The organism is Haloferax sp. ATB1, assembly GCF_000730175.1.
Genome location: NZ_JPES01000098.1, coordinates 1 through 19,768, shown reverse-complemented (window position 1 = coordinate 19,768; position 19,768 = coordinate 1). Strand labels below are relative to the sequence as shown.

Below are 19,768 nucleotides of genomic sequence, written 5' to 3'. Positions count from 1 at the left end.
GGCTCCGATGCCGGCGTCGTCGCGCCTGTCCTCGACGGAACGCTCCGCCGATTCGCCACCGATGGCTCCGAATCGTGGCGCGTCGACGTGGGTCCGTCGCCGTCGTCGGTGACGGTCGCCGGCGACACCGTCTTCGTCGGGAGCGCGACCGAGGAACTGCTGGCGCTCGACGCGGCGACCGGAGAGATTCGGTGGCGTGGGTCACTCCAAAACACCGTGTTCGCCCGGCCGCTCGTCTCCGACGGCCGCGTGTACGTCGGCGGCGCGGACTACTTCCTGTACGCCTTCGACGCCGAGACGGGAACCCGGCTGTGGCGGCGCGAACTGGCCGCCCCCGTGACCTGCGGGCCGACCCGCGTCGGCGACCGACTGGTGACCGTCGTGGGGTCGGACATCCTTGTCCGGGGACACAGCGGGACCGTCCCGTTCGACCCGACCGTGCTGTACGTCCACGCGACCGACGGCACCCTCCTCGGCGACTACCGGTTCGAGGGCTACCAGGACGGCGGTACGGTGAACTGGGCCGTCACCGCGGGCGACGGCGTTTACCTCGGACAGGAGTGGCAACTCACTCGCCTCGGCCCGGAGGTGCTCGATGTCGAGTGAGCCCCCGGAGCGGACGGGTTCGGCCGGGAAGCGGGACCGAAACGTCTCCCGCCGCGAGGTGCTCGGCGGCCTCGCGGCCGTCGGTTCGCTCGCCGTCGCTGGCTGTAGCTCGATTCCCGGGCTCGGCGGGAGGCGGCCGGTCTGGCGACGCGACATCGACGGCGCGTTCATGGCCGGCCCGCTCGCCGTCACCGACGGGGTCGTCCTCGCCGGGATGCAGGACAAGGCGCTGTACGGCCTGCGGCGCGAGGATGGGTCGACCGCACTCCGGTTCGAGACGGGCGGCCCGATAGAGACGCGCCCCGTCGCCCCGCCGTCCGGTGGTCCGTACCACGTCCACAGCACCGACGGCGACCTCTACGCCGTCGATTCGTCGGGCGATGAACTGTGGCGCGATGAGGGCACGTCTCACCGAGCGAGACTCGTCCGCACTAGTTCGCTCGTCGCCGAACTCGACTTCGCGGGCCCGGAGAACACGCTCACGGGCTACGACCCGCAGACCGGCGACCGACGCTTCGAACTGGCCGTCTCGTCGTATTTCCTCGACGGCATCACCGACGACTCGGTCGTGGTTCGCGTGCCGGTGAGCGAGACCGAAGACGGCGTCGTCTCGCTCTCCCCGTCGGACGGGAGCGTCCGGTGGCGGACCGAACCTGAGCGGTGGCTCCCCAACGTGGCCGCGGACTCCCGACTCGTCGTCGCCGTGTGGGACGGGACGTTGGTGGCCTACGAACCCTCGGACGGAAGCGTTCGGTGGCGAATCCCCATCGGCGACGCCGGGCGCACGATGGTCCTCGGGTCGCAGGTGTACCTCACCCGCGACCGACCGGACGGCCGTCAGGGACTGCTCGCGTTCGACCGCGAGACGGGCGTGAAACTGTGGGCGAACCCCGCGGGCTACCAGATTCGGACGGTCGAGACCACGGACGACGCGGTGTTCGTCGGGAGCCGCGTCGACGACCCCGACGGCGGGATTCTCGGCCGAGTCGACTGCTTCGGCCTTGACGGCACGCGGCGGTGGCACAGCGTGACCGGACTCCCGTCGCTCGACTCGCTCGCCGTCACGGATTCTCGTGTCGTCCCCGCTTGGGACCGGGGATTCGAGGTTTTGGCCCGAGAGAGTGGCGAGACGCGGTGGGCGTACGAGTCCGAATCGCACAGCCGGCTTTCGCTCCGCGTCGAGTCGCGTCGGTGTTCGCCTCGTACGTCGACGACGGCGCAGTCGCGCGGTTCCCGCTGGACTGAGTCCCGCTCGGTGTTGGCGGCGCGCGGCGCACCCACCAACTTATTGCTGTACCGAAGGGATACTGCGCCAACGAGGAGCACGAACCGATGGACGACACACGCCACGCACCCCCGCTGGAGCGCCTCGTCGAATCAGTCGAAGACAGCACCTACGAGGCGGTGAGCGGGGCGCTCGGGGAGCTTCGAACGGCGTCGGCCGAGGACCGGAAACAGGCGCTCCGAGCGCTTCGACGCCTCGCCGACGACCGCCCGACCGCGTTCGAGTCGTTTCTCCCCGCCGTCACGCCGTTTCTCACTGACGACGAGCGCGCCGTCCGACTGCTGACCGCGAAGGCACTCGTCGCTGTCGCGGAGGCCGCCCCCGACGCGGTCGCTCCCGCGGTTCCGTCGCTCGCCGAGCGACTCGCCGACGAAGACGAGTTCTACTTCGTCCGCGCCCGGTCGGCCGAGGCGCTGGGATACGTCGCGCTCGAACACCCCGACGCGGTCGCCTCGCCGGCGGTGCTCGCGGACCTCCGCGTCGGCCTCTCGTTCGACGAACCCGAGGTGAAACAGAAGTTGGCGAAGGCGCTCGAATGCGTCGCGCTCGGCGACCCCGACCGGCTTCGTCACCGCGTCTCGACGCTCGCCGAACACCTCGACGACCGGGACGAACTCGTCCGCTATCACCTCTGTACGGCGGTGGTGGTCGTCGGCTGCGATGCGCCGGATTCGCTCGCCGAGGCTCGGGCGGCGCTCTCGGCTCGGCTCGCCGACGAGAACGCCTTCGTCCGGGGCCGCGCCGCCGAAGCGCTCGGACTGTTGGCCCGCGGGAGCGGCGAGGCGGTTCGGGTACCGGATCCGGTGCTCGACGCGGAATCCGACGAGGCGGCTGCGTTCGTCGCCGAACGAGTTCGGTTTCTTCGGGCTGCGTCGACGGGAGGTTCCGCGGAGTCACCGGTCGAAGGCGTCGGGTCGCTGGCCGGCGTTCAAGACACGACTGACGATGCGGTCGACGGGATTACGTCGCCAGACGTCGACGGGGAGTGCCCCCACTGCGGCGTCGACCTCCCCGAGGGCGCGCCGCCGATGTGTCCGAGCTGCGGCGCTCCGTACTGAAGTCGAGACAGCGGTTACTTCCGGTGTTCTCCGAGAGTTACCGTGTCTCGTCGGCGGCGGCGGTGAGCGTCGTCGGGTGCGACTTCGCTCGCCCACAAATGGGTCTCACGCTTCAGGCTGGAGCTTTGACGCCGGCTACTCCGCCGTCTGACTCCGTGACCGGTACTTATTCGACTCGCCCCGAAACACCCCCGTATGAGTAACAGCTCGCTTGGCCGACGGCGCGATTTCCAGGACCTGTTCGACCAGCTTGACGGGGTCGCGCTTTGGACGGTGTCCGCTCCCGGCGAGTTCGACTACATCAGCGCCGGCTTCGAAGACATCTGGGGGATTCCGCCCGATGACGTCGTGGATGACGTCACGCGGTTGCTCGACGCCATCCATCCCGAGGACCGCGACCGGGTGCGACGGAACATCGAGGCCTCGGCTCAGGGGGCCCACGAAGAGGCGTACGAGGGTCGCGTCGTCCGACCCGATGGGTCGGTTCGCTGGGTGCTGACGCGGCAGGTGCTCCTTCGCGATGACGACGGCAACGTCTCGGAGGTCGTCGGTATCTGTACGGACATCACGGAGCAGAAACGCCGGGAGCGAGAACTCGAACTGCTGAACCGAATCGTCCGCCACGACATCCGCAACGATATGGGAGTCGTTCTCGGATGGGCCGAGATACTCGAAGACCACGTCGATGCCGACGGGAGAGAGTACCTCCAGAAAATCCTCGACAGCGGTGAGCACGTCGTCGGACTCACTGAGGTCGCGCGCGACTACGTGGAGACGGTCGTCTCGAACGATAGTCTCTCCATCGCGTCGGTCCCGCTTCGCTCGGTCCTCGAAACCGAGCTATCGCTTCGCGAGGAGTCTTTCCCGGAGGCGACGTTCGTAGTCGAGGGGACGCTCCCCGACGTCGAGGTCGCCGGGAATAGCATGCTCAGTTCGGTGTTTCGGAACCTCCTGAACAACGCCGTCCAACACAACGACACGGACGCACCTCGCGTCGAGGTCTCGTGTACGGTCCGAGCGGACGACGTCGAGATTCGAATCGCCGACAACGGGCCGGGAATCCCGGACGACAAGAAAGACATCGCGTTCGGGAAAGGTGAGCGGGGTCTCGGGAGTCCCGGCGCGGGCATCGGACTCTACCTCGTCGACACCTTGGTCACGCAGTACGGCGGCGAGGTCTGGGCCGAAGACAACGAACCCACGGGGGCTGTCTTCGTCGTCGAACTTCCGCGCGCCGACTGACTCGACTGCGGTTTCTGTGGCACAGTACGACATCGCCCTTGAGGTGGGGCACCTGCGCGACGTCGCCGTGAGGGCAGAAGCACTCGGTGGCGGGTTGGAGATTCACTCACCGCCGAGGCGCGCCGGTGGGACGACGCCCGGCCGGTCGAGTCGGAAGCGGTCGCCGACTTCGACCTCCTCGATCACGTGCGGGTACTCGAACGTCGTCGCCGCCTTCGAGAGCGCGCCGGGGTCGGCGTGAATCGACCGCCAGCGCCGCCAGTGCTCGGGAATCAGGCGGTCGATACCGAGCGCGTTCGCGGCCTCGATCATCTCGTCCGCGTCGTTGTAGAGTTTGCGCGTGATGACCTCGCCGTCTTGGACGACGCGGGCATCGGTCCCGTAGGAGAGCATCCCGAGGTCGATGTCGAACTCCGCCCCTATCTCGTGAAACGCCTCGCAGGGTCGGTTGTCGCCGCCGTGGAAGATGGTGCCCGTCTCGTGCTCGATAACGTACGACACCGTGCCGTCGGCGTCTGGGTCGTACCCGCCTCTGACGTGGACGGTGAGGTCGCCGACCTCGTAGCTGTCGCCGGGTTCGACGACGGTCCGCTTCGCCTCGTCGATTGCGCTCACGTCGAAGTTCTCGAAGCACTCGACGGGCGCGTGGACAGCGCCGCCGTGGTCGAGGAGCGGTCCGAACGAGGGCGGCCAGAAGTGGTCGCGGTGGTCGTGAGTGCAGAAGACCGCGTCGCAGGCGTCCGCCCACTGTGGCTCCATCGGCACCGGCGACATCCGCGCGACGTACTCGCGGTCCCGCTCGGTGCTGAAGTAGGGGTCGATGTAGATGGCGGTCTCCGGCGTCCGTATCGCCCAGCCGGCGACGCCGAGATACCACAGCGAGACTCCCTCCTCGACGTCGACGCCGTTGAGTTCCTCTCGGGCCCACCAGTCGCCCCAATCGCTCGTAATCGTCATCGGACGCTCCGCGCCGCGCTGCCGGATTCGCCGTGATAGTACATGTGACAGCGGTCCGCACGGGACCTGTAAAAACTTCCGACGCGGGGCTCAGTCGTCGACAGCAGCGAACGTGACTCCCGTAATCTCGAACCGCCGCCCCGCCTGCGTCAGATTCGGCGACGTTAACGTTCCATCCGTGGGCTTCGGCGACCTGCTTGACGATAGCGAGCCCGAATCCGGTGCCCGTACGTGAGGTTGTGTGGCCGGCCTCGAAGATTGTGTCGCGGCGCTCGGCTGGGATGCCGACACCGTCGTCTTCCACGTAGAACCCGCCCGGGAGCTCACCGACCGTCACCGCCACGCCCTCTCCACCGTGTTCGATGCTGTTTCTGATGAGGTTCTCGACGAGCTGTTGGAGCCGGCTTCGGTCGGCGATGACCGTCGCCGTCAACTCTGTCTGGAGTTCAGCGCCGGCCGTTTCGATGGTCCTCCAGCAGTTGGAGACGAGCGGATCCAAGGACACCGGTTCCAGTTCACCGACGTTGTCGCCCCTTCGGGCGAGTGTGAGCAGATCCTCGATGAGGTCGTCGATGCGGTCTAACGCCCGCGCGGCGGTCGCAAGACGGTCGCTTTCGTGGTCTTGGCGGGCCAGTTCCACGTTCCCAGCAGCCACGTTTAGCGGGTTCCGGAGGTCGTGGCTGACGACGCTCGCAAACTCGCTCAGCCGCTCGTTTTGGCGCTGGAGCTGTTGCTCTCGCTCGCGTTGCTCGGTCGTGTCGCGATACATCCAGAGGTGGCCGGTCCCCTCGGGGAGTTCGATCGGTTCGTAGCTTCGGTTGAGCGTCCGACCGTTCGTCAGGGCGACTGTCTCGTTGTGGGTTGACTCCGTCCCGGCGATCAGTTCGTCGACGCGCTCGACGAAGCCCTCCGAGTCAACCACGAGTTCACTGGCCATCTGCGCCAGTTCCCGACAGTCAGAGCCGATGAGTTCCGCCGACGGTTCCGAGATACCGAACAGTTCGAGCAGTCGCTCGTTAATCGCGAGGACGGTCCGGTCGCTGTTTTCGGCGAGGACGCCGACCGGGAGCGACCGGATGAGCGTCGAGAGCAGGGCGTTGGTCCGTTCGAGTTCGTCCTCACGGCGGGTTCGTTCGGTCACGTCCTGGAACAGCGAGATGACGCCGACGACTTCGCCGCTGTCGTCGGTGATGACTCGGTTGTGCCATTCACAGCGGATGTGCTCGCCGTCCTTCCGGACGTTCTCGTCGATGCTGTGGTAGCCGCCCTCCGCGACTGCAAGCTGGTCCGTGACGTCGTCGACGTTGTCGTAACTGTCGTCTGCGACGATGAGCTCCCAGCTGTGGCCGCGGAGTTCCGATTCGGTATAGCCCAGAATCTCCTCACCGCGCTCGTTGAGTCCGACGATTTGGAAGTCGCTGTCGTACTCGAGGACGCCGAGCGGCGACTGTTCGATGAACAGCGAAAGGCGTTGTTCGCTCGTCTCGAGCGCGCGCTGTGAGCGGTACTGCTCGACCGCGTTTTCGATACGGTTAGCGAGCACGGTGTACTGGCTCGTCCCGTGTTCTTTCTGGAGGTAGTCGGTGACGCCCGCGGAGATTGCATCGCTCGCGACCTCCTCGCTTCCTTTGCCAGTAAAGAGGATGAAGGGGAGGTCCGGCGCGTTCTCGCGGAGGGCTTCGAGGAAGTCTAACCCGTCGCGCTCGGGCATGTCGTAGTCAGACACGACGCAGTCGAACTCCGCGTCTGCCACGCGGTCGAGCCCCTCGGTGACCGAGGCGGCCGTTTCGACCCGGAGCCGGTCGTGTTCCCGTTCGAGGAACGTCGCCGTCAGTTCGGTGAAGTCCTCGTCGTCGTCGACGTACAAGACGACCACCTCGTTCACTAGCTCGCTCATATCTATCCTGCCTGAATGTTCGCTAAGTAGATACTTAAGGGTGGGCGCGGCCGGCGGGGACACGACTCATCTCAACGCCACGCGAGTGACATCCTCCTCGCCTTAAACAGACCACGAGTGTACCAGACACGCGCTATTCAACAATCTCGAACGGTGCAGCGAGTGCGATACCTGCATCGTGTTCGGAGAAACCCCAGTAGATGAATCGGTATGTGGCTGGTCCATGCGTTGTACACCGCTGGTACGGGCCTGAAAATTCGTTGGCGCGGAGTCTCATCTCCCACTGGAGTTCTTCACCAGGCGCTAGAATCCGTCGGGACGACGACCACTCGTGTTCTTCGGCTACACCGATGGAGTTCCGCCACTTACCGTCCGGCCCTAACTGCTGAATCATGTACCTAGATTTCCCGAATGTGGTGAGCGAGTCAGCGGACTCGTTTGTGAGTCTCGCTATCAGTGTTCCACCAAGTGAAACCGATTTCGGGACCGTCAACGACGCATATCTCAGATAGTTCACTATTGACCGCTTTGTGAACGCGTCTCCGACATCACGATACCCCGGAGCACAGCGTTGGTCCTCGTTTCCTGTAACAACGCCGAGACATCCAGCGAGGGCAACTGTTCCGACTGAACTACTGAGTGAAAGTAGCCGACGACGTGAGAGTGGAGGGCTCATAGCAGAACCATCCGAACTCATAATCATATATTTTTGCCACTACGCTTGCAGATGATGCTCGCGGGCGACTGTTTGAACTCCTTCCGCGTCCCGACATCGTAGATTGCCTGCCACTCCTCGATCTCGCTGGTGAGTCGCAACCAACTCGTTCTGCAATTCCTCGCGCGTGTTCTCCTCGATGAGCGTGCAGACCTCCTCGAAGCGGTGTCAGGAATAAGTGGTTGACCGCGTGTCGTCTCACTGGCCTCGAGCACCGTGGAAACTGTCTACCGTCGCAGGTGTCACGGGCAAGATTATGTTTTCAGCACCGAATACCGAGACGTATGGACCAAGCGGACAACGAATTCGTCTTCGACCCGGTCTTCGAAGGCGAGGGAATGCCGGTTACCGACGTGATCGGGTTGACCCGCCGCAAGTGGACTCGGACGATTATCGAGCGGTTGCTCGTCGAGGACGGACTCCGGTATAACGAACTCAACGAACGCATCGATGGTATCTCGGACAAAGTGCTCTCGGAGTCACTTGAGGCGCTCGAGGACCATCATCTCGTCCGGCGTACTGTCATCGATGACCGACCCGTCAAGGTGGAATACTCGCTGACTGAGGCCGGAACCGCGTTAGAGCAGGTGATCGAAGCTGTCGACGAGTGGACAGACAGCTACCTCGATTATCTCGGTCAACTCGAAACATCGTAGTGCCTGTTATATCACTACTTCAGTAGCGGGTAGCCCCTCTGTTTCCGTCGAACCCCTCTTGTCTTCGAAGACGCCCGGCAGGACTCACCTCGCAGTAACCTCCTTTCGAGAGGCACTGTAACTGAGTTCGATACCCCTTCCCAACTTATCAGTTAGATTATATTTATTGCTGTTCCTCGTCGTTGTTCAGACGAGGAATCAGTTGATGGAGATCATCCACGGCTTCGACTCGGAGTTCATTCCCAGTATTACCACACCACGGTTCGTCACGGACTACGCGGGCGATCCGAACGACGAGGTTCTCGTCGTCGAGACGGACGAGAGTGCACGGGCGTATCCAATCCCGATTCTCGACCTCCACCATATGGTCAACGACACGGTCGATGGTACGCCGGTTCTCGTAGCGTGGTGTCCGCTCTGTGGGAGCGGTGTCGTATACGAGCGGAGTATCGAGGAACAGGAGCTCACGTTCGAGTTCGCCGGGAAACTCGCTGACAACAACTTCGTCATGCGCGATATCGAGACGGGGACGGAGTGGAAGCAGTCGACCGGTGAGGGGCTCAGCGGTGACCTCGAAGGGGTGGCGCTGCCGCTTCAGTCGGCACGCATGACGACGTGGAACTCGTTCCGAGACGCGTATCCAGCCGGCGTCGTGCTGGCCCCGCCCGAAGAGCCGACACCGTATCTGTTCTACCGGTTCGAGAAGACCGCCACTCGTTTGATTTCGAACCCTGCAGGACGGGAGTTCCTTGATGGCGTCTCCAAGTTCGTCCGTGCTGCCAACCTCGCTCGAGACCCCCAACACGGCTCCAGCGACGTCAGCATTCGTCCGTTTTTCCGTCTGATGCAGGCGGGTGTCGAACTGTCGGATTGGGTGCTCGGACGGTCCGAGACGAGTGTTCAGTACGATGGCGAACCGATGGCGCTCTACGAGAGCGGTCGTGTGTTCGGCTTTCCTCCCGTCCATGGTGGGACCCGAGAGTGGGACAACCAGGGGCTCGATGGGCTCCGGGCAAAAACGCGGGTCCTTGGCGTTTCGACCGACGGTGCCGCGCTTGGCTTCCCGAGGCCACATGTCGAGGCCGCTGGCAGCGTCGTCCGGGCGACCGTGGGGGAGACCGATGTCGTCGTGTTTGCGACCGACGACGAACTCGTTGCGTATGACGCGCCGGGGTTCAGCTTCGAAGCAACCGACGACCCCGACCGCTTCGTGGGGGACGGGGCCGAGTGGGACGTCGCAACCGGGGAGAGTACGGACGGGCGGACTCTCAGTCGGCTCCCTGCCCGCTGGACCTTCGCGTTCTCGTGGCAGAGCGACCACGAAACCGCACGATTCTACGGCTGTTGACATCCTCTCGCGACTGAAGACGTCCCCCGAACGCTCTGCGTTCTGGTGTCGCGGACTCCGCTGGATTCCGACGAGTCCGCAGGGCCGATGGGCCGACGAGATATGAACGAGACGCAACGCGTCTCGTCAGCTCGGGAAGCCCGAACGTTGGGGTAGTACGGTTCGAAACGCTCCCGTTCGCTCCGTGCGAAACGCCTCGGAGGTGAGTAACCGCGCTTCCGATTCGTGGATACCCCCGAAGTTACGTATTTCCTGAGAGAATTGGCTGCCGTGCCCTCCCACACGCGCCGCCAACTCCTCACAGCCCTCGGTTCGACAGGTGTTGCGCTTGCTGGCTGTCTCTCGCCGTCTCGCCCCTCGGGAGACCTCGGAGACGTCGACGGAACGTGGCCGATGAGCGGTCGAACCCCCGGTCATACTCGACGGGTGGCATCGGGTCCGATGGACCCGAAGACGGTCTGGCAAACCGACCTCAGTCAGGTACGCGCTACTGGAACACCGGCAGTCGACGCCGGACGACTATACGTCCCCGTCGATGCGATTTCCGATACGGCACGCCATCGGTACCGGCTTCACTCGTTGAGGCGCAGCGACAGGCGAGGAACGGTGGCAGGTGCCACTTCGCTCGGAGCCGAATGGGCCGCCCGCAGTAGCTGGTGACCACATCGTCGTGACGGCTAAACGGGGACTCGAACAGGGTCGTATCGTCGTATTTCGGAAGCGGTACGGCGAGGAGGACTGGCTCGTCGACATCGACGCCCGCCTCACGGCGGCACCCACGATTGATGGTGGAACGGTCTACGTCCCCGATTGGAGTGGCCGGGTCCACGCACTATCGGCATGGGACGGGTCCGTGCAGTGGTCACAACAGGTAGACGCAGCGGCTGGTGGACGAACGTTCACCGAACCGGTCGCCGTTCTCGGCGACACGCTCTATCTCGGTTCGCAGTCGGGGTCTACCGGCGTGGTCGCGTTGGACGCCGCAACTGGTGACACAGAATGGGAAGCATACACGCGGGCCGTGACTGGGGGACCAGTGGCGCATTCGAAGGGAGTCGTTGTGCAGAGTCACCAACTCGTAACTGCGTTCGACACGGATGGTACACGTCAGTGGTCGTTCAATGTCCGCGGTCCAAGGGCACGGCCCCTCGCGGTCGATGATCAGCACGTTTACGTGTCCGCTGGGAACGCGGTCTACGCGGTCGACTGGAACGGGGAGGAGTCTTGGACACACGAATCAGACGGGGAACAGGTTGGAGCGCCGACTGTAGCCGGCGATACTGTTCTCTTCCGAAGCGAAGGGCAACTCACCGCGCTCTCTCGAGCAACCGGAGACGAGCGATGGACCACGACTCCAGGTGGCGTCAGTCGCGCCATCGTGACTCCAGCGGCGGTTTTTATGCCCGAATCGGACGGAGCCGTGGTTGCACTTGGGGAGACGTAGGGGGACAGTCCAGTAGACCAGTGACAGTAGCTGAGACCGGGCTACTCAGCGCGGAAGACCGGTGCTGGTTGCGCTTTACCGGTGGCCGAAACTCGTGTCCGTTCCAAACGACGTTCGACGCTGTCTCGTCGGAACCCTTCATCACTCCATCCCAATCGAATAATAAGGTTTAATATTTGATGCCGGCTTAATTGTTATATGGCCGTCGTTAGCGTCTCGATGCCGGAAGAACTACTTGAGCGAATCGACCAGTTTTCGGACGACCACGGATATACTGGCCGGAGCGAAGTGCTCCGAGAGGCGAGTCGGAACCTCCTCGGTGAGTTCGAGGACAAGAAACTCGAAGACCGCGAACTGATGGGCGTCGTAACCGTCGTCTTCGATTACGAGACGACGAGCGTCGAAGAGAAGATGATGCGACTTCGCCACGAGTACGAGGACATCGTTGCGTCGAACTTCCACAGCCATGTCGGCGGGCACCACTGTATGGAATTGTTCGTTCTCGAGGGATCGCTCGAAGACATCTCGACGTTCGTCGGGAAGATCAGAGCGACGAAAGACACGCTTACGATCGATTATTCGGTACTTCCGGTCGACGACTTCGGTCCGCTCGCGGATATGAGCTAACTTCGCTTTTCACGTTCGGATATCCCAGACGGACATCTCCGTCCGCTGTAGGCGGAGAAATAGCGATTATAGTCGAATGTCGCGGTTTGCAGTCCGGTTCGTGTCTGAGAGTGGGGCCGACTCCAACCTCAGCCCTTCGAGTTTCTCGTGCCGGTGAGGTCCGAGATGAACGGTCAAACGGCCGTACTCACCGGACGAGTTTCTCATACTGACTCACTTCTTCGACTCACCGTTCTCGCACTACGGACACCAGCGACTTCTTCGACGTTGACTCGACTATCAGCCACGGATATTAACTCACAGTCTCCATATCACAGTTGTTATTATACTCTATTCTAAAGTTAACAACAACGATGGTCGAACTCACGCGACGAAGATTGCTCCAGAAAGCGGGTGTAAGCACGGTCGCTGCGACGGGAATCGCTGGCTGTCTCGGTCAAAGTGGTGGGTCACTCGACTCTGTGACCGTCGCGTACGTCCCGATTTACCCGAACATACAACACTACGTGATGGAACAAGAGGGCTACTACGAGGAGGTTCCAGCGGAGGTCTCAATAGAGCGGTTCAGCTCTGGCCCCAGCGTCGTCAAGGCCTTCGCCAGCGGGGACGTCGACGTCGCGCTTTTCGGTATCACCCCTGCGATGGTTCTCGCCGACAAAGGGACCGACGCCGGTATCCTCGCGGCAAATTCGAGAAACGGCTTCAAGGTCATGGGGACGACCGCACAGAAGATGTGGCAGGCCAGTTGAGTGGCTACATCTCCGACTGATAGCTGCCTCGGCCGGCCCGGGTGAGGCTCACATCGTACACACGAAAACGCCTAAGTGAGCTAGCTCACAATGTACACATCATGAGTACCGAGAAGAAACGCGTGCAGTTTCGGGCCCCAAATCGGCTCATCGACCGGGCGGATGCACTAGCTGCAGTCCTTGGGGAAGACCGGACAGACGTCCTCGTGACTGCGCTTCGGGAGTACCTCCAAGACGCCGCTCACGACGACACGCTCGTCCAAGAAATTGCCGACGCCTATTACGACGACGAGATAACCTTCGAGCAACTGAAAGCGCTCGTCGGCGCCGAAGAGGCGGCCAACCTCCGCGTATTGAAACAACAGTTAGACGAGGACTTCATCGACGAGGTTGCCGACGTATAGATGGCGCAGCTTATCGCAGACGCCTCCGCCCTCGTGAGTCTCGGGATCGTTACTGGCGACGAGCCCGATCCGCTCGCACTTTGTCTTTCTCGGTACGAGGTCGTCGTCCCAACGGCGGTCATCGATGAACTCCGTGAGATCGCCTCCTATGATGATGTCCATGGGCACGCTGCGTCCGTCGTCCTCGATCAAACGGAGCCATTCACGACACAGTCGGTCGACCTCGATGCTGAGTTTCCGCTCGATGACGGTGAGAACGCGGCGGTCACCCTCGCAAACAAGCTCGATGCTGGGCTCTTCCTCTGCGACGAGTTCAACCAACTGGGCTTGATCCACGCCTCACTCGCTGATACCCGACTCGTCACGACGCCGACGCTCCTCTCGGTTCTCGTTCGAACTGAACAGCTCTCAGCTGCAGAGGCACGGTTGCTCCTCGATACAATCAGCGACGCCCGTAGCTGGGACGCGAACAGCTACGTGCAACGCGCTCGCTCGTTGCTCGACGAGTCCTGACTCTACGGCATTCAACTGTAACTGAAATATTTCTCTCGCGTCGGACTACGAGCGCTACGGGGCGAGCAACGATTCGAGCCGATCAGGAAGGTCGTCCCTGCGGACCGTCTCGGTCGCGACCTCCGCCTCGCCGGTTCCCATCTCTTTGAACCCCGTTCCGGTCGGCACGAGGACGACGGACTCATCAGCGGCGATATCGCCACGCTCCGCGAGGCGTGACACGCCTGCTAGCGTCGTCGCGGATGCCGGCTCGACGCAGAACCCGCCGTTGACGGCGAACTGGCGCTGAGCGGTCCGTATCTCGTCGTCAGTAACAGAGACGACGGCGCCGTTCGTGTCGCGAACCGCGGCGAGCGCACGAGCGCCGCTCGGCGGGTCCGGGTTCCCAATCGAGTGAGCGATGGTGTCGCCGGTCTCGTCGGGTGACAGCGGCGTCGGCTCCGTCTCCCCGGCCTCGAACGCCCGCGTTAGCGGGTCGGCTGTCGCGGTCTGGATGAGATACAGGCGCGGCGGCTCCGCGATCAGTCCCGCGCGCTTGAGGTCCCGGATTCCGAGCCAGATCCCCGAAGCGAATCCACCGGAGCTCGCTGGTAGCGCGATCACGTCGGGCGCCGCCGGGGCGAGCGACTCGTAGATCTCGAATAGTGCCGTTTTGTACCCGCTGATGCGGGTGGGCACGTCGCTCACGAGCACGTCGATTGGGAGGCGCTTGGACAGCTCAAGTGCGTCCCCGTACAGCTTCCCGTAGTCGCCGGCGACCTGTACGATGGTCGGCTCGTACTGAGCGATGAGCTCCAGCCGCACTGACGAGGTCTGCTCCGGAACGAACACGACACACTCTCGATCGAGGCTCGCGGCGTGGGCAGCGGTGCTGATCGCCATGTTACCGTACGAGACCGTGCCGACGACGTCGCCACCGGTCGCGACGGTGTGCGGAACGGCCACCGCGCTCCCGCGGTCCTTGTACGCTCCGGTTGGATTCTCACCCTCGTCTTTGACGAACACCCGAGCGCCCGCGGCGTCGTCGAGTCCGGGGCTCCTGACGAGGGGCGTGCCGCCCGCGGCCCGCGCGACACCCTCGGGGCGATCAATTGGCAACAGCGCTTCGTACCGCCACATCCCATCCCGGTCTCGACAGTCGTCCCACGAGAATGCCGTCGGGTCCGTGTCAACCCAGAGTGCTTCCCCGCAGGCGCACCTGACCCGGGCGCCGTCGTCGTAGCGCTCCCCGCAACGGTAACAGCTCAACGAGAGAGACATAGCGATGCTGTGGTGGCCGGAGACATATGCGTTCGCTTGCGGTTTCGAACGTACGTCCTCTTTCTGTCCCGCCTGGGGTTCGTTGCGGAATCAACGCGCTCCACCGGCTTGCTGGTGTGGGACGATACAGCCCGCCCCGCTCGCCGCGTTCCGCCCTCCGCTTGCTCACGGTTCACGCTGCTCACCGTTCGCATCGAGACGCTCCGTACAGTCGCGTCTCGCTTCGCTTGCGACCGACCATAGCTGCGCCGGGCAAGCTCGGCGTTCCGGGCTCAAGTGAATGTGCTCTCGACGCCAGCATTAAGCGCGAGGGGGTTCGCGGCGTGGCTGCTCACTCCCGAGTGGGGGACATCTATCTGAGGCGATCATATAATTGGTCAAAAGTCAGTTATTTTCACCGGAGACCGAGACGAACTTGCTGGTAGTGGGTCTGCGGACCTATTAACTGAATGTTGGCGACCCGGTTGAATACTCTCGATAATTTGAACTGGCCACTCGTCTTCCCCCGATATGATGACCGACGAACTCGACTCCTTGCTCGAGTGGTTCGAGTTGAAGGACGAAACTCGGACTGGATGGGAGCTTCGGAATATCGACTCGCCTGAATCGGTCGCAGCCCACACATGGGGAACAGCGTCGCTGTGTCTTCTCTATGCCGAGCAAGAAGGGGTTGACCGTCAGAAGGCAGTGACGATGGCACTCATTCACGACCTCGGCGAAGCTCGAACGGGCGATATCGCAACTCGCGCGGAAGACGGACGCCAGACCATCACCACGTCCGAGAAGGAGGCGGCTGAACGGAGCGCAGTAACCGATCTCGTCGGGCCCTTCAAAGATACTGAACTGCTGTCGCTCTGGGAAGAGTACGAAGCCCGTGATACCCCGACGGCACAGTTCGTCAAGGACATGGATCTGATCGATAACTGTCTCCAGGCGCTCAAGTACGAGCGCCAAGGTCGGTACGACGAAGCCGAGGCGAACGACCACTTTGCCGAGTTCGAGAATCTGGACGAGTTCTTTGCTACCGCCGCGCCTCGCATCCAGACAGAGCTCGGCCAGGACTTGTTCGAACACATTAAATCGCAGTACGAACGAGAACTCGGACGACCCTGCCAACTCTGAAGACGTCAGTCGAAACTCCCACGGTCGGTGTCGCGCCTGTACTGACTGCGTCAACCAAAGTGTGACAGTAGTTCTACGATACCTGGTTCTCCCTGCGTAGTTAGTGGTGTTTTTGCGCGTCTGCAAAGGGTGCAGGTACTGCCCTCCTGGCTGGTGTCGCTGGTTGCATGTCTTCCCTTGGGACCACGAAGGGCGCGACCGATGTCTTCGTGGAAAACGATACGGGCATCTCTGTCGGCGTTCACGACGTCGACGGTGGCCACGAATAGATCCAGACGACACTCATCATCCCTCCGAACGAACACCGAAATCCGACTCGGCAGGACAAGATTCCATGGGGTGGGAACTACGAGGCCACGGTCGAAGTCGAGGATGAGCCTCGCTGCCGGCGCGTCGGCGCTCCTCTTTGCCGTTCTGGTTAACGTCTGTAACTTTTTCCAGACGTTCAGGGCCCGAGGATTTGCCACCCCGAGCCTAGCAGAGTATCGACGAGGAGGTGAGATCATCTTCTTTGGGATGATCGTCACACCGTTCGTCGATCTCATCGTAGCGACCGTCATCTGGCGTGTGATGATGCCGGATGAACCAGAACCGGTCTACGGTGCGATAGCAGGTGTCGTTTCAGCGCTCGGATCGCTCGTCATATTCGTAACTCTGATTGGCCTCATGTTCTCTCTGAGTCAATTTTCCGCTGGCGCACTCGTGGGTGCGGTCTCCGAGTTCATCTTCATCACTACTCTAATCGTTCTATTCGGGGGTATGATTACTCTCCCCCATTGCCGGCCCACTAGGGGCTTTTGTGGAATACGGATACGAATGGTACGTCGCTAGACGGAAGACGTAATCAGTTATTGATGAATCCCGGTCGTTCCGTTTCGATCACCGTGGACGTAGCCAAACAACCCAACCAGCACGTAGTCAATTGCTGAATCTACCCTCTCTATTCAGCACGAGGTTCTTGTCATGATTTGGGGGTTATTTACAACCTCTTACTCCAATCTCGCCGATAGAGAGCTGTTTTCGCCAGCTAGGGGTGCAGGCGTCTCAACATTAGTTCCGCATGGTCACGGGGCTGCCAACACCCGCAGATGGGTCAACACTCTGGTGGGGCTACGACTGTGTTGGTCCAACAAACTCACAATACTTTTGCACAGTATTTCGTGAGTTCCGGTGGTGGCGTCGCCGTGGCCCACTTAGGTTAGTCGCTCGCCGCGCTCACGATGGGTCTCGAAGACGTCGCAAGCCCAGTCGACGGCTGCAGGGCTGTCGGTCATGGCGACGGCTGCCAGCGTTCCTCGGTCGGTGTCGAACCCTGTGAGCACGAGCGTGTCGTCGTACAACGAGAGGTCGATCACGTCTTCGGTGACGTAGACGGCAGCGTTGTCGTGGGCACGTACTGTTTCATGCAGTTCGCCGTGTTGGCGTTCGAGGCGTTCCAGGACCGCCTGCGGGAGGGCCCACTCGAAGTCGACGCCTCCCTTGACGCCGTCGACGGTCCGAGCGAGCGTCACCGGTGAGCCGAAACTCGTTGCAGCCCCGTAGATTCGCTCGTCGACGTCGCTGATGATGGATTCGAGGCGTTGCTCAATGGCGTAGGGTGACTCGGAGTCGACTGCCATCACTATCGCATCGGCGAAGAGGTGGAGGTTTTCGGTGAGGGCAGGCGGCGATAGGTGTTCGAGCAGCGGCTTCAGCCGGTCGGCCGCCGCCAGCGAGCGTTCGAAGCGGTCGGCGGCGTCGAGAACCGCCGCTCCCGCGCCGGTCGTCCGATACCCCAGGCTCGTCCGTTCGAGTAGTCCCTCGTCGACCAATGTGGAAGTCTGGCGGTAGACGGTCGCTCTGGATACTCCGAGTTCAGTCTCCAATGTCGACCGGTCGACCGACCGGTCACGGACCGCGGCCAACAGTGGATGGTAGTTCAACAGTCGGGAGAGATCACGACTGTAGCAATTCATACGACTATCATGCGGTTGTGATTGCTAAGTATTTCGTCCTCTCCGGATGCATCACGCCACCCGGTGAATGTCGGCGCCGTCACCATGTGTCTGTGGCAATGGTTCTGATTGTTCGGGTGACAGGTGTCTCACGCCGTGAAACATCATCTCAGCCAATGACTATAATTGCGTATTAACTCCTACTGAATATATGGGAGGAAGCGCATTACGGGCGGCTGTCGACCACGGCCGTCGCAGCTGGAGATTAGACGGAGTAAGTGTCTGAATGGGTACGATGGGCAGTCGACGGGTACTCGTGGTAATAACATTCCTCGTCGTTTCGTTGTTTGTCGGTGTCACCGTCTTTTCAGGGGCGGCAGCCGCCGAGATGCCGGACGCCTCGCAGTGTAGCGCTATTTCGTGGACCAACCTGACCATTTCGGGGCAGACCTACTACGAGGTCGACAGCCTCGACAAACTCCAGTGCCTCGAGAACCAGGGACTCGGGAACAACTACGTTCTGACCGAAGACATCAACGCGAGCGAGACGAGCAGTTGGAACGGCGGCGCTGGGTTCGACCCAATCGGGGACAAGAACAGCGAATTCACCGGGACGTTCGACGGCAGCGGCTACACGGTTTCGGGACTTACTATCGACCGAGAAGGGACGTACTCCGTCGGTCTGTTCAGTGAGGTCGGTTCGGGAGGAACGATCACGAACGTCACTCTCGCGGGCGGGTTCGTCACCGGCACGAGACGGGTCGGACAACTCACCGGATATAACGAGGGGACAATCGAGGACGCCCACGCCACTGGCGCGACCACCGGGTACGAGCGGGTTGGCGGCCTGGTCGGCCGGAACAATGGGACGGTTCGTCGCTCCTCCGCGACCGGGGAGCGCACTCGTGGGACCGATTGGATTGGCGGACTGGTCGGTTTCAATCAGGGAGCGGTCAATCACTCTTTCGCTGCAAGAACCGTCGTCGGAGAAGGGGGCGGTTTCGATGGTGCTTCTGCTGGCGGACTCGTCGGCGTCTCCACGGGAACAATAGCGGATTCCTACGCCACGGGCACGGTTACTGCGAGCTGGTACGTCGGTGGACTGCTCGGGTCGTTCCAGATGGACTCTGGAGGGATGGTTCGGCGTTCGTACGCCACCGGAGCCTCAGCATCGACGACGAGACGCAAGGTATCGGTGGCCTCGTCGGCGGCTCCGCTGTTGAGCCTGTCACCGTGGAGCAGGCCTACTGGGACGTGGGTACGACGAACGAGGAGACTGTAAGTACGGGCGATGGATGGAAACCGATAACTGTGACCAACGTCAGCAGCTTCGGCGCGACGGCCGACACCGACCCCGCTCCCGAGATGCAGGGCACGAGCGCGGAAGCGAACATGCCCGGCCTCGATTTCACGAATACGTGGGAGACCGTCGAGAGCGAGGACACCGACGCGGCGGCGGACGGCTACCCGATACTGCGGTCGATCAACCGGGGTGACCAGCTGCGAGCGCAGGGTATCGCAAAGCCGGTGGTCGAATCCGTCACTCGAAACAGCCCGACTAACCGAGTGACTACTTCTGAGAACGTGACGTTCACCGTGCTGTTCTCGGAATCCGTCTCCGGTGTCGATGCGAGTGATTTCACGTTAACGAGGACCGACAGTACGCCGACGGCGGACGCCGACAGCGATATGGCTGTAGTCGGGGGTGACGTTCGCTACGTCGTCTCCGTCACTAACATCTCGACCGACGGGACCCTCCGACTCGATCTCGTTGACGACGACAGTATCACCGATAGTGACGGTAATCGATTGGTCGAAGGCGGAGAATCCGGCAGCGCCGACGGGAGTTACACGACCGGCGAGACCTTCGTCATTGATACCAGCGCACCCGTCGCCATGCCAACAAGTAATCCGAATCCAGCAGACCAGGACAGTCCGGTCTCATTCGATG

The 19,768-nt window shown here is 62.2% G+C and carries 16 protein-coding genes and 5 pseudogenes; 15 read left to right on the top strand and 6 right to left on the bottom strand.

The window, feature by feature from the left end; translation table 11 throughout:
• The 4 genes and pseudogenes from ATB1_RS16200 to ATB1_RS16185 all read left to right on the top strand — a co-directional run.
• On the top strand, positions 1-606 hold a 606-nt coding region (locus ATB1_RS16200; protein WP_042665645.1), incomplete at its 5' end, for a PQQ-binding-like beta-propeller repeat protein.
• Positions 596-1,851: pseudogene (locus ATB1_RS16195) on the top strand (PQQ-binding-like beta-propeller repeat protein). The gene ATB1_RS16200 and the pseudogene ATB1_RS16195, both read left to right, overlap by 11 nt.
• An 87-nt stretch (positions 1,852-1,938) precedes the next feature.
• Entirely contained in the window at positions 1,939-2,949 is a 1,011-nt protein-coding gene (locus ATB1_RS16190) for a zinc ribbon domain-containing protein (protein WP_042665644.1), read from the top strand.
• A 195-nt stretch (positions 2,950-3,144) separates the two neighbouring features.
• Positions 3,145-4,191: a PAS domain-containing sensor histidine kinase gene (locus ATB1_RS16185; protein ID WP_042665641.1), complete on the top strand. Its 1,047-nt coding sequence runs from the start codon at positions 3,145-3,147 to the stop codon at positions 4,189-4,191.
• A gap of 102 nt (positions 4,192-4,293) precedes the next feature.
• Here the strand turns inward: ATB1_RS16185 and ATB1_RS16180 are convergent, their stop codons facing one another.
• The 4 genes and pseudogenes from ATB1_RS16180 to ATB1_RS24440 all read right to left on the bottom strand — a co-directional run.
• Entirely contained in the window at positions 4,294-5,148 is an 855-nt protein-coding gene (locus ATB1_RS16180; protein ID WP_042665638.1) for an MBL fold metallo-hydrolase, read from the bottom strand.
• A 90-nt stretch (positions 5,149-5,238) separates the two neighbouring features.
• Positions 5,239-7,045 (bottom strand): annotated as a pseudogene (locus ATB1_RS21120) (PAS domain S-box protein).
• Between the two features lie 133 nt (positions 7,046-7,178).
• Positions 7,179-7,721 (bottom strand): hypothetical protein, encoded by a 543-nt coding sequence (locus tag ATB1_RS23525; protein WP_241768311.1) that lies wholly within the window; start codon positions 7,719-7,721, stop codon positions 7,179-7,181.
• 59 nt (positions 7,722-7,780) lie between these two features.
• Positions 7,781-7,972 (bottom strand): annotated as a pseudogene (locus ATB1_RS24440) (hypothetical protein); the annotation flags it as partial.
• Between the two features lie 72 nt (positions 7,973-8,044).
• Between ATB1_RS24440 and ATB1_RS16160 the strand changes: the two are divergent.
• The 7 genes and pseudogenes from ATB1_RS16160 to ATB1_RS16130 all read left to right on the top strand — a co-directional run bounded on the left by ATB1_RS16160 (position 8,045) and on the right by ATB1_RS16130 (position 13,501).
• On the top strand, positions 8,045-8,416 hold the full coding sequence (locus tag ATB1_RS16160; protein ID WP_042665627.1) for a helix-turn-helix domain-containing protein: 372 nt from the start codon (positions 8,045-8,047) through the stop codon (positions 8,414-8,416).
• Between the two features lie 205 nt (positions 8,417-8,621).
• Entirely contained in the window at positions 8,622-9,764 is a 1,143-nt protein-coding gene (locus tag ATB1_RS16155; protein ID WP_042665625.1) for a DUF3179 domain-containing (seleno)protein, read from the top strand.
• A gap of 613 nt (positions 9,765-10,377) precedes the next feature.
• Complete coding sequence (locus ATB1_RS16150) at positions 10,378-11,208, top strand: PQQ-binding-like beta-propeller repeat protein (RefSeq protein ID WP_241768310.1); 831 nt, start codon at positions 10,378-10,380, stop codon at positions 11,206-11,208.
• 198 nt (positions 11,209-11,406) lie between these two features.
• Positions 11,407-11,835, top strand: a complete 429-nt coding sequence (locus ATB1_RS16145) for a CopG family ribbon-helix-helix protein (RefSeq protein ID WP_042665622.1) — start codon at positions 11,407-11,409, stop codon at positions 11,833-11,835.
• Between the two features lie 353 nt (positions 11,836-12,188).
• Positions 12,189-12,557, top strand: a pseudogene (locus ATB1_RS16140) (ABC transporter substrate-binding protein); the annotation flags it as partial.
• A gap of 128 nt (positions 12,558-12,685) precedes the next feature.
• Entirely contained in the window at positions 12,686-12,988 is a 303-nt protein-coding gene (locus tag ATB1_RS16135) for a hypothetical protein (protein WP_004061476.1), read from the top strand.
• The gene (locus ATB1_RS16130) at positions 12,989-13,501 is read left to right on the top strand and encodes a hypothetical protein (RefSeq protein ID WP_042665621.1); all 513 of its coding nucleotides are present in this window, start codon (positions 12,989-12,991) and stop codon (positions 13,499-13,501) included.
• 54 nt (positions 13,502-13,555) lie between these two features.
• On the opposite strand, the gene ATB1_RS16125 is transcribed toward ATB1_RS16130, so the two are convergent.
• Positions 13,556-14,761 carry a pyridoxal-phosphate dependent enzyme gene (locus ATB1_RS16125; protein WP_042665619.1) on the bottom strand — a complete coding sequence of 402 codons (1,206 nt, stop codon included), beginning with the start codon at positions 14,759-14,761 and terminating at the stop codon, positions 13,556-13,558.
• Positions 14,762-15,271: 510 nt separating this feature from the next.
• Here ATB1_RS16125 and ATB1_RS16120 point away from each other — a divergent pair.
• Positions 15,272-15,883: an HD family hydrolase gene (locus tag ATB1_RS16120; protein WP_042665617.1), complete on the top strand. Its 612-nt coding sequence runs from the start codon at positions 15,272-15,274 to the stop codon at positions 15,881-15,883.
• 372 nt (positions 15,884-16,255) lie between these two features.
• On the top strand, positions 16,256-16,714 hold the full coding sequence (locus ATB1_RS16115) for a hypothetical protein (protein WP_042665614.1): 459 nt from the start codon (positions 16,256-16,258) through the stop codon (positions 16,712-16,714).
• A gap of 362 nt (positions 16,715-17,076) precedes the next feature.
• Here ATB1_RS16115 and ATB1_RS16110 read toward each other — a convergent pair whose 3' ends face one another.
• Positions 17,077-17,838 carry a winged helix-turn-helix domain-containing protein gene (locus ATB1_RS16110; protein WP_241768309.1) on the bottom strand — a complete coding sequence of 254 codons (762 nt, stop codon included), beginning with the start codon at positions 17,836-17,838 and terminating at the stop codon, positions 17,077-17,079.
• 295 nt (positions 17,839-18,133) lie between these two features.
• Between ATB1_RS16110 and ATB1_RS23520 the strand changes: the two genes are divergently transcribed.
• Positions 18,134-19,099: a GLUG motif-containing protein gene (locus tag ATB1_RS23520; protein ID WP_241768308.1), complete on the top strand. Its 966-nt coding sequence runs from the start codon at positions 18,134-18,136 to the stop codon at positions 19,097-19,099.
• Positions 19,072-19,768, top strand: a pseudogene (locus ATB1_RS23515) (hypothetical protein); the annotation flags it as partial. The gene ATB1_RS23520 and the pseudogene ATB1_RS23515, both read left to right, overlap by 28 nt.

Coding starts and splice junctions, on each gene's coding strand:
- ATB1_RS16190 (WP_042665644.1), top strand. CDS start 1,939: ATGGACGACACACGCCACGCACCCCCGCTGGAGCGCCTCGTCGAATCA.
- ATB1_RS16185 (WP_042665641.1), top strand. CDS start 3,145: ATGAGTAACAGCTCGCTTGGCCGACGGCGCGATTTCCAGGACCTGTTC.
- ATB1_RS16180 (WP_042665638.1), bottom strand. CDS start 5,148: ATGACGATTACGAGCGATTGGGGCGACTGGTGGGCCCGAGAGGAACTC.
- ATB1_RS23525 (WP_241768311.1), bottom strand. CDS start 7,721: ATGAGCCCTCCACTCTCACGTCGTCGGCTACTTTCACTCAGTAGTTCA.
- ATB1_RS16160 (WP_042665627.1), top strand. CDS start 8,045: ATGGACCAAGCGGACAACGAATTCGTCTTCGACCCGGTCTTCGAAGGC.
- ATB1_RS16155 (WP_042665625.1), top strand. CDS start 8,622: ATGGAGATCATCCACGGCTTCGACTCGGAGTTCATTCCCAGTATTACC.
- ATB1_RS16145 (WP_042665622.1), top strand. CDS start 11,407: ATGGCCGTCGTTAGCGTCTCGATGCCGGAAGAACTACTTGAGCGAATC.
- ATB1_RS16135 (WP_004061476.1), top strand. CDS start 12,686: ATGAGTACCGAGAAGAAACGCGTGCAGTTTCGGGCCCCAAATCGGCTC.
- ATB1_RS16130 (WP_042665621.1), top strand. CDS start 12,989: ATGGCGCAGCTTATCGCAGACGCCTCCGCCCTCGTGAGTCTCGGGATC.
- ATB1_RS16125 (WP_042665619.1), bottom strand. CDS start 14,761: ATGTCTCTCTCGTTGAGCTGTTACCGTTGCGGGGAGCGCTACGACGAC.
- ATB1_RS16120 (WP_042665617.1), top strand. CDS start 15,272: ATGATGACCGACGAACTCGACTCCTTGCTCGAGTGGTTCGAGTTGAAG.
- ATB1_RS16115 (WP_042665614.1), top strand. CDS start 16,256: ATGAGCCTCGCTGCCGGCGCGTCGGCGCTCCTCTTTGCCGTTCTGGTT.
- ATB1_RS16110 (WP_241768309.1), bottom strand. CDS start 17,838: ATGAATTGCTACAGTCGTGATCTCTCCCGACTGTTGAACTACCATCCA.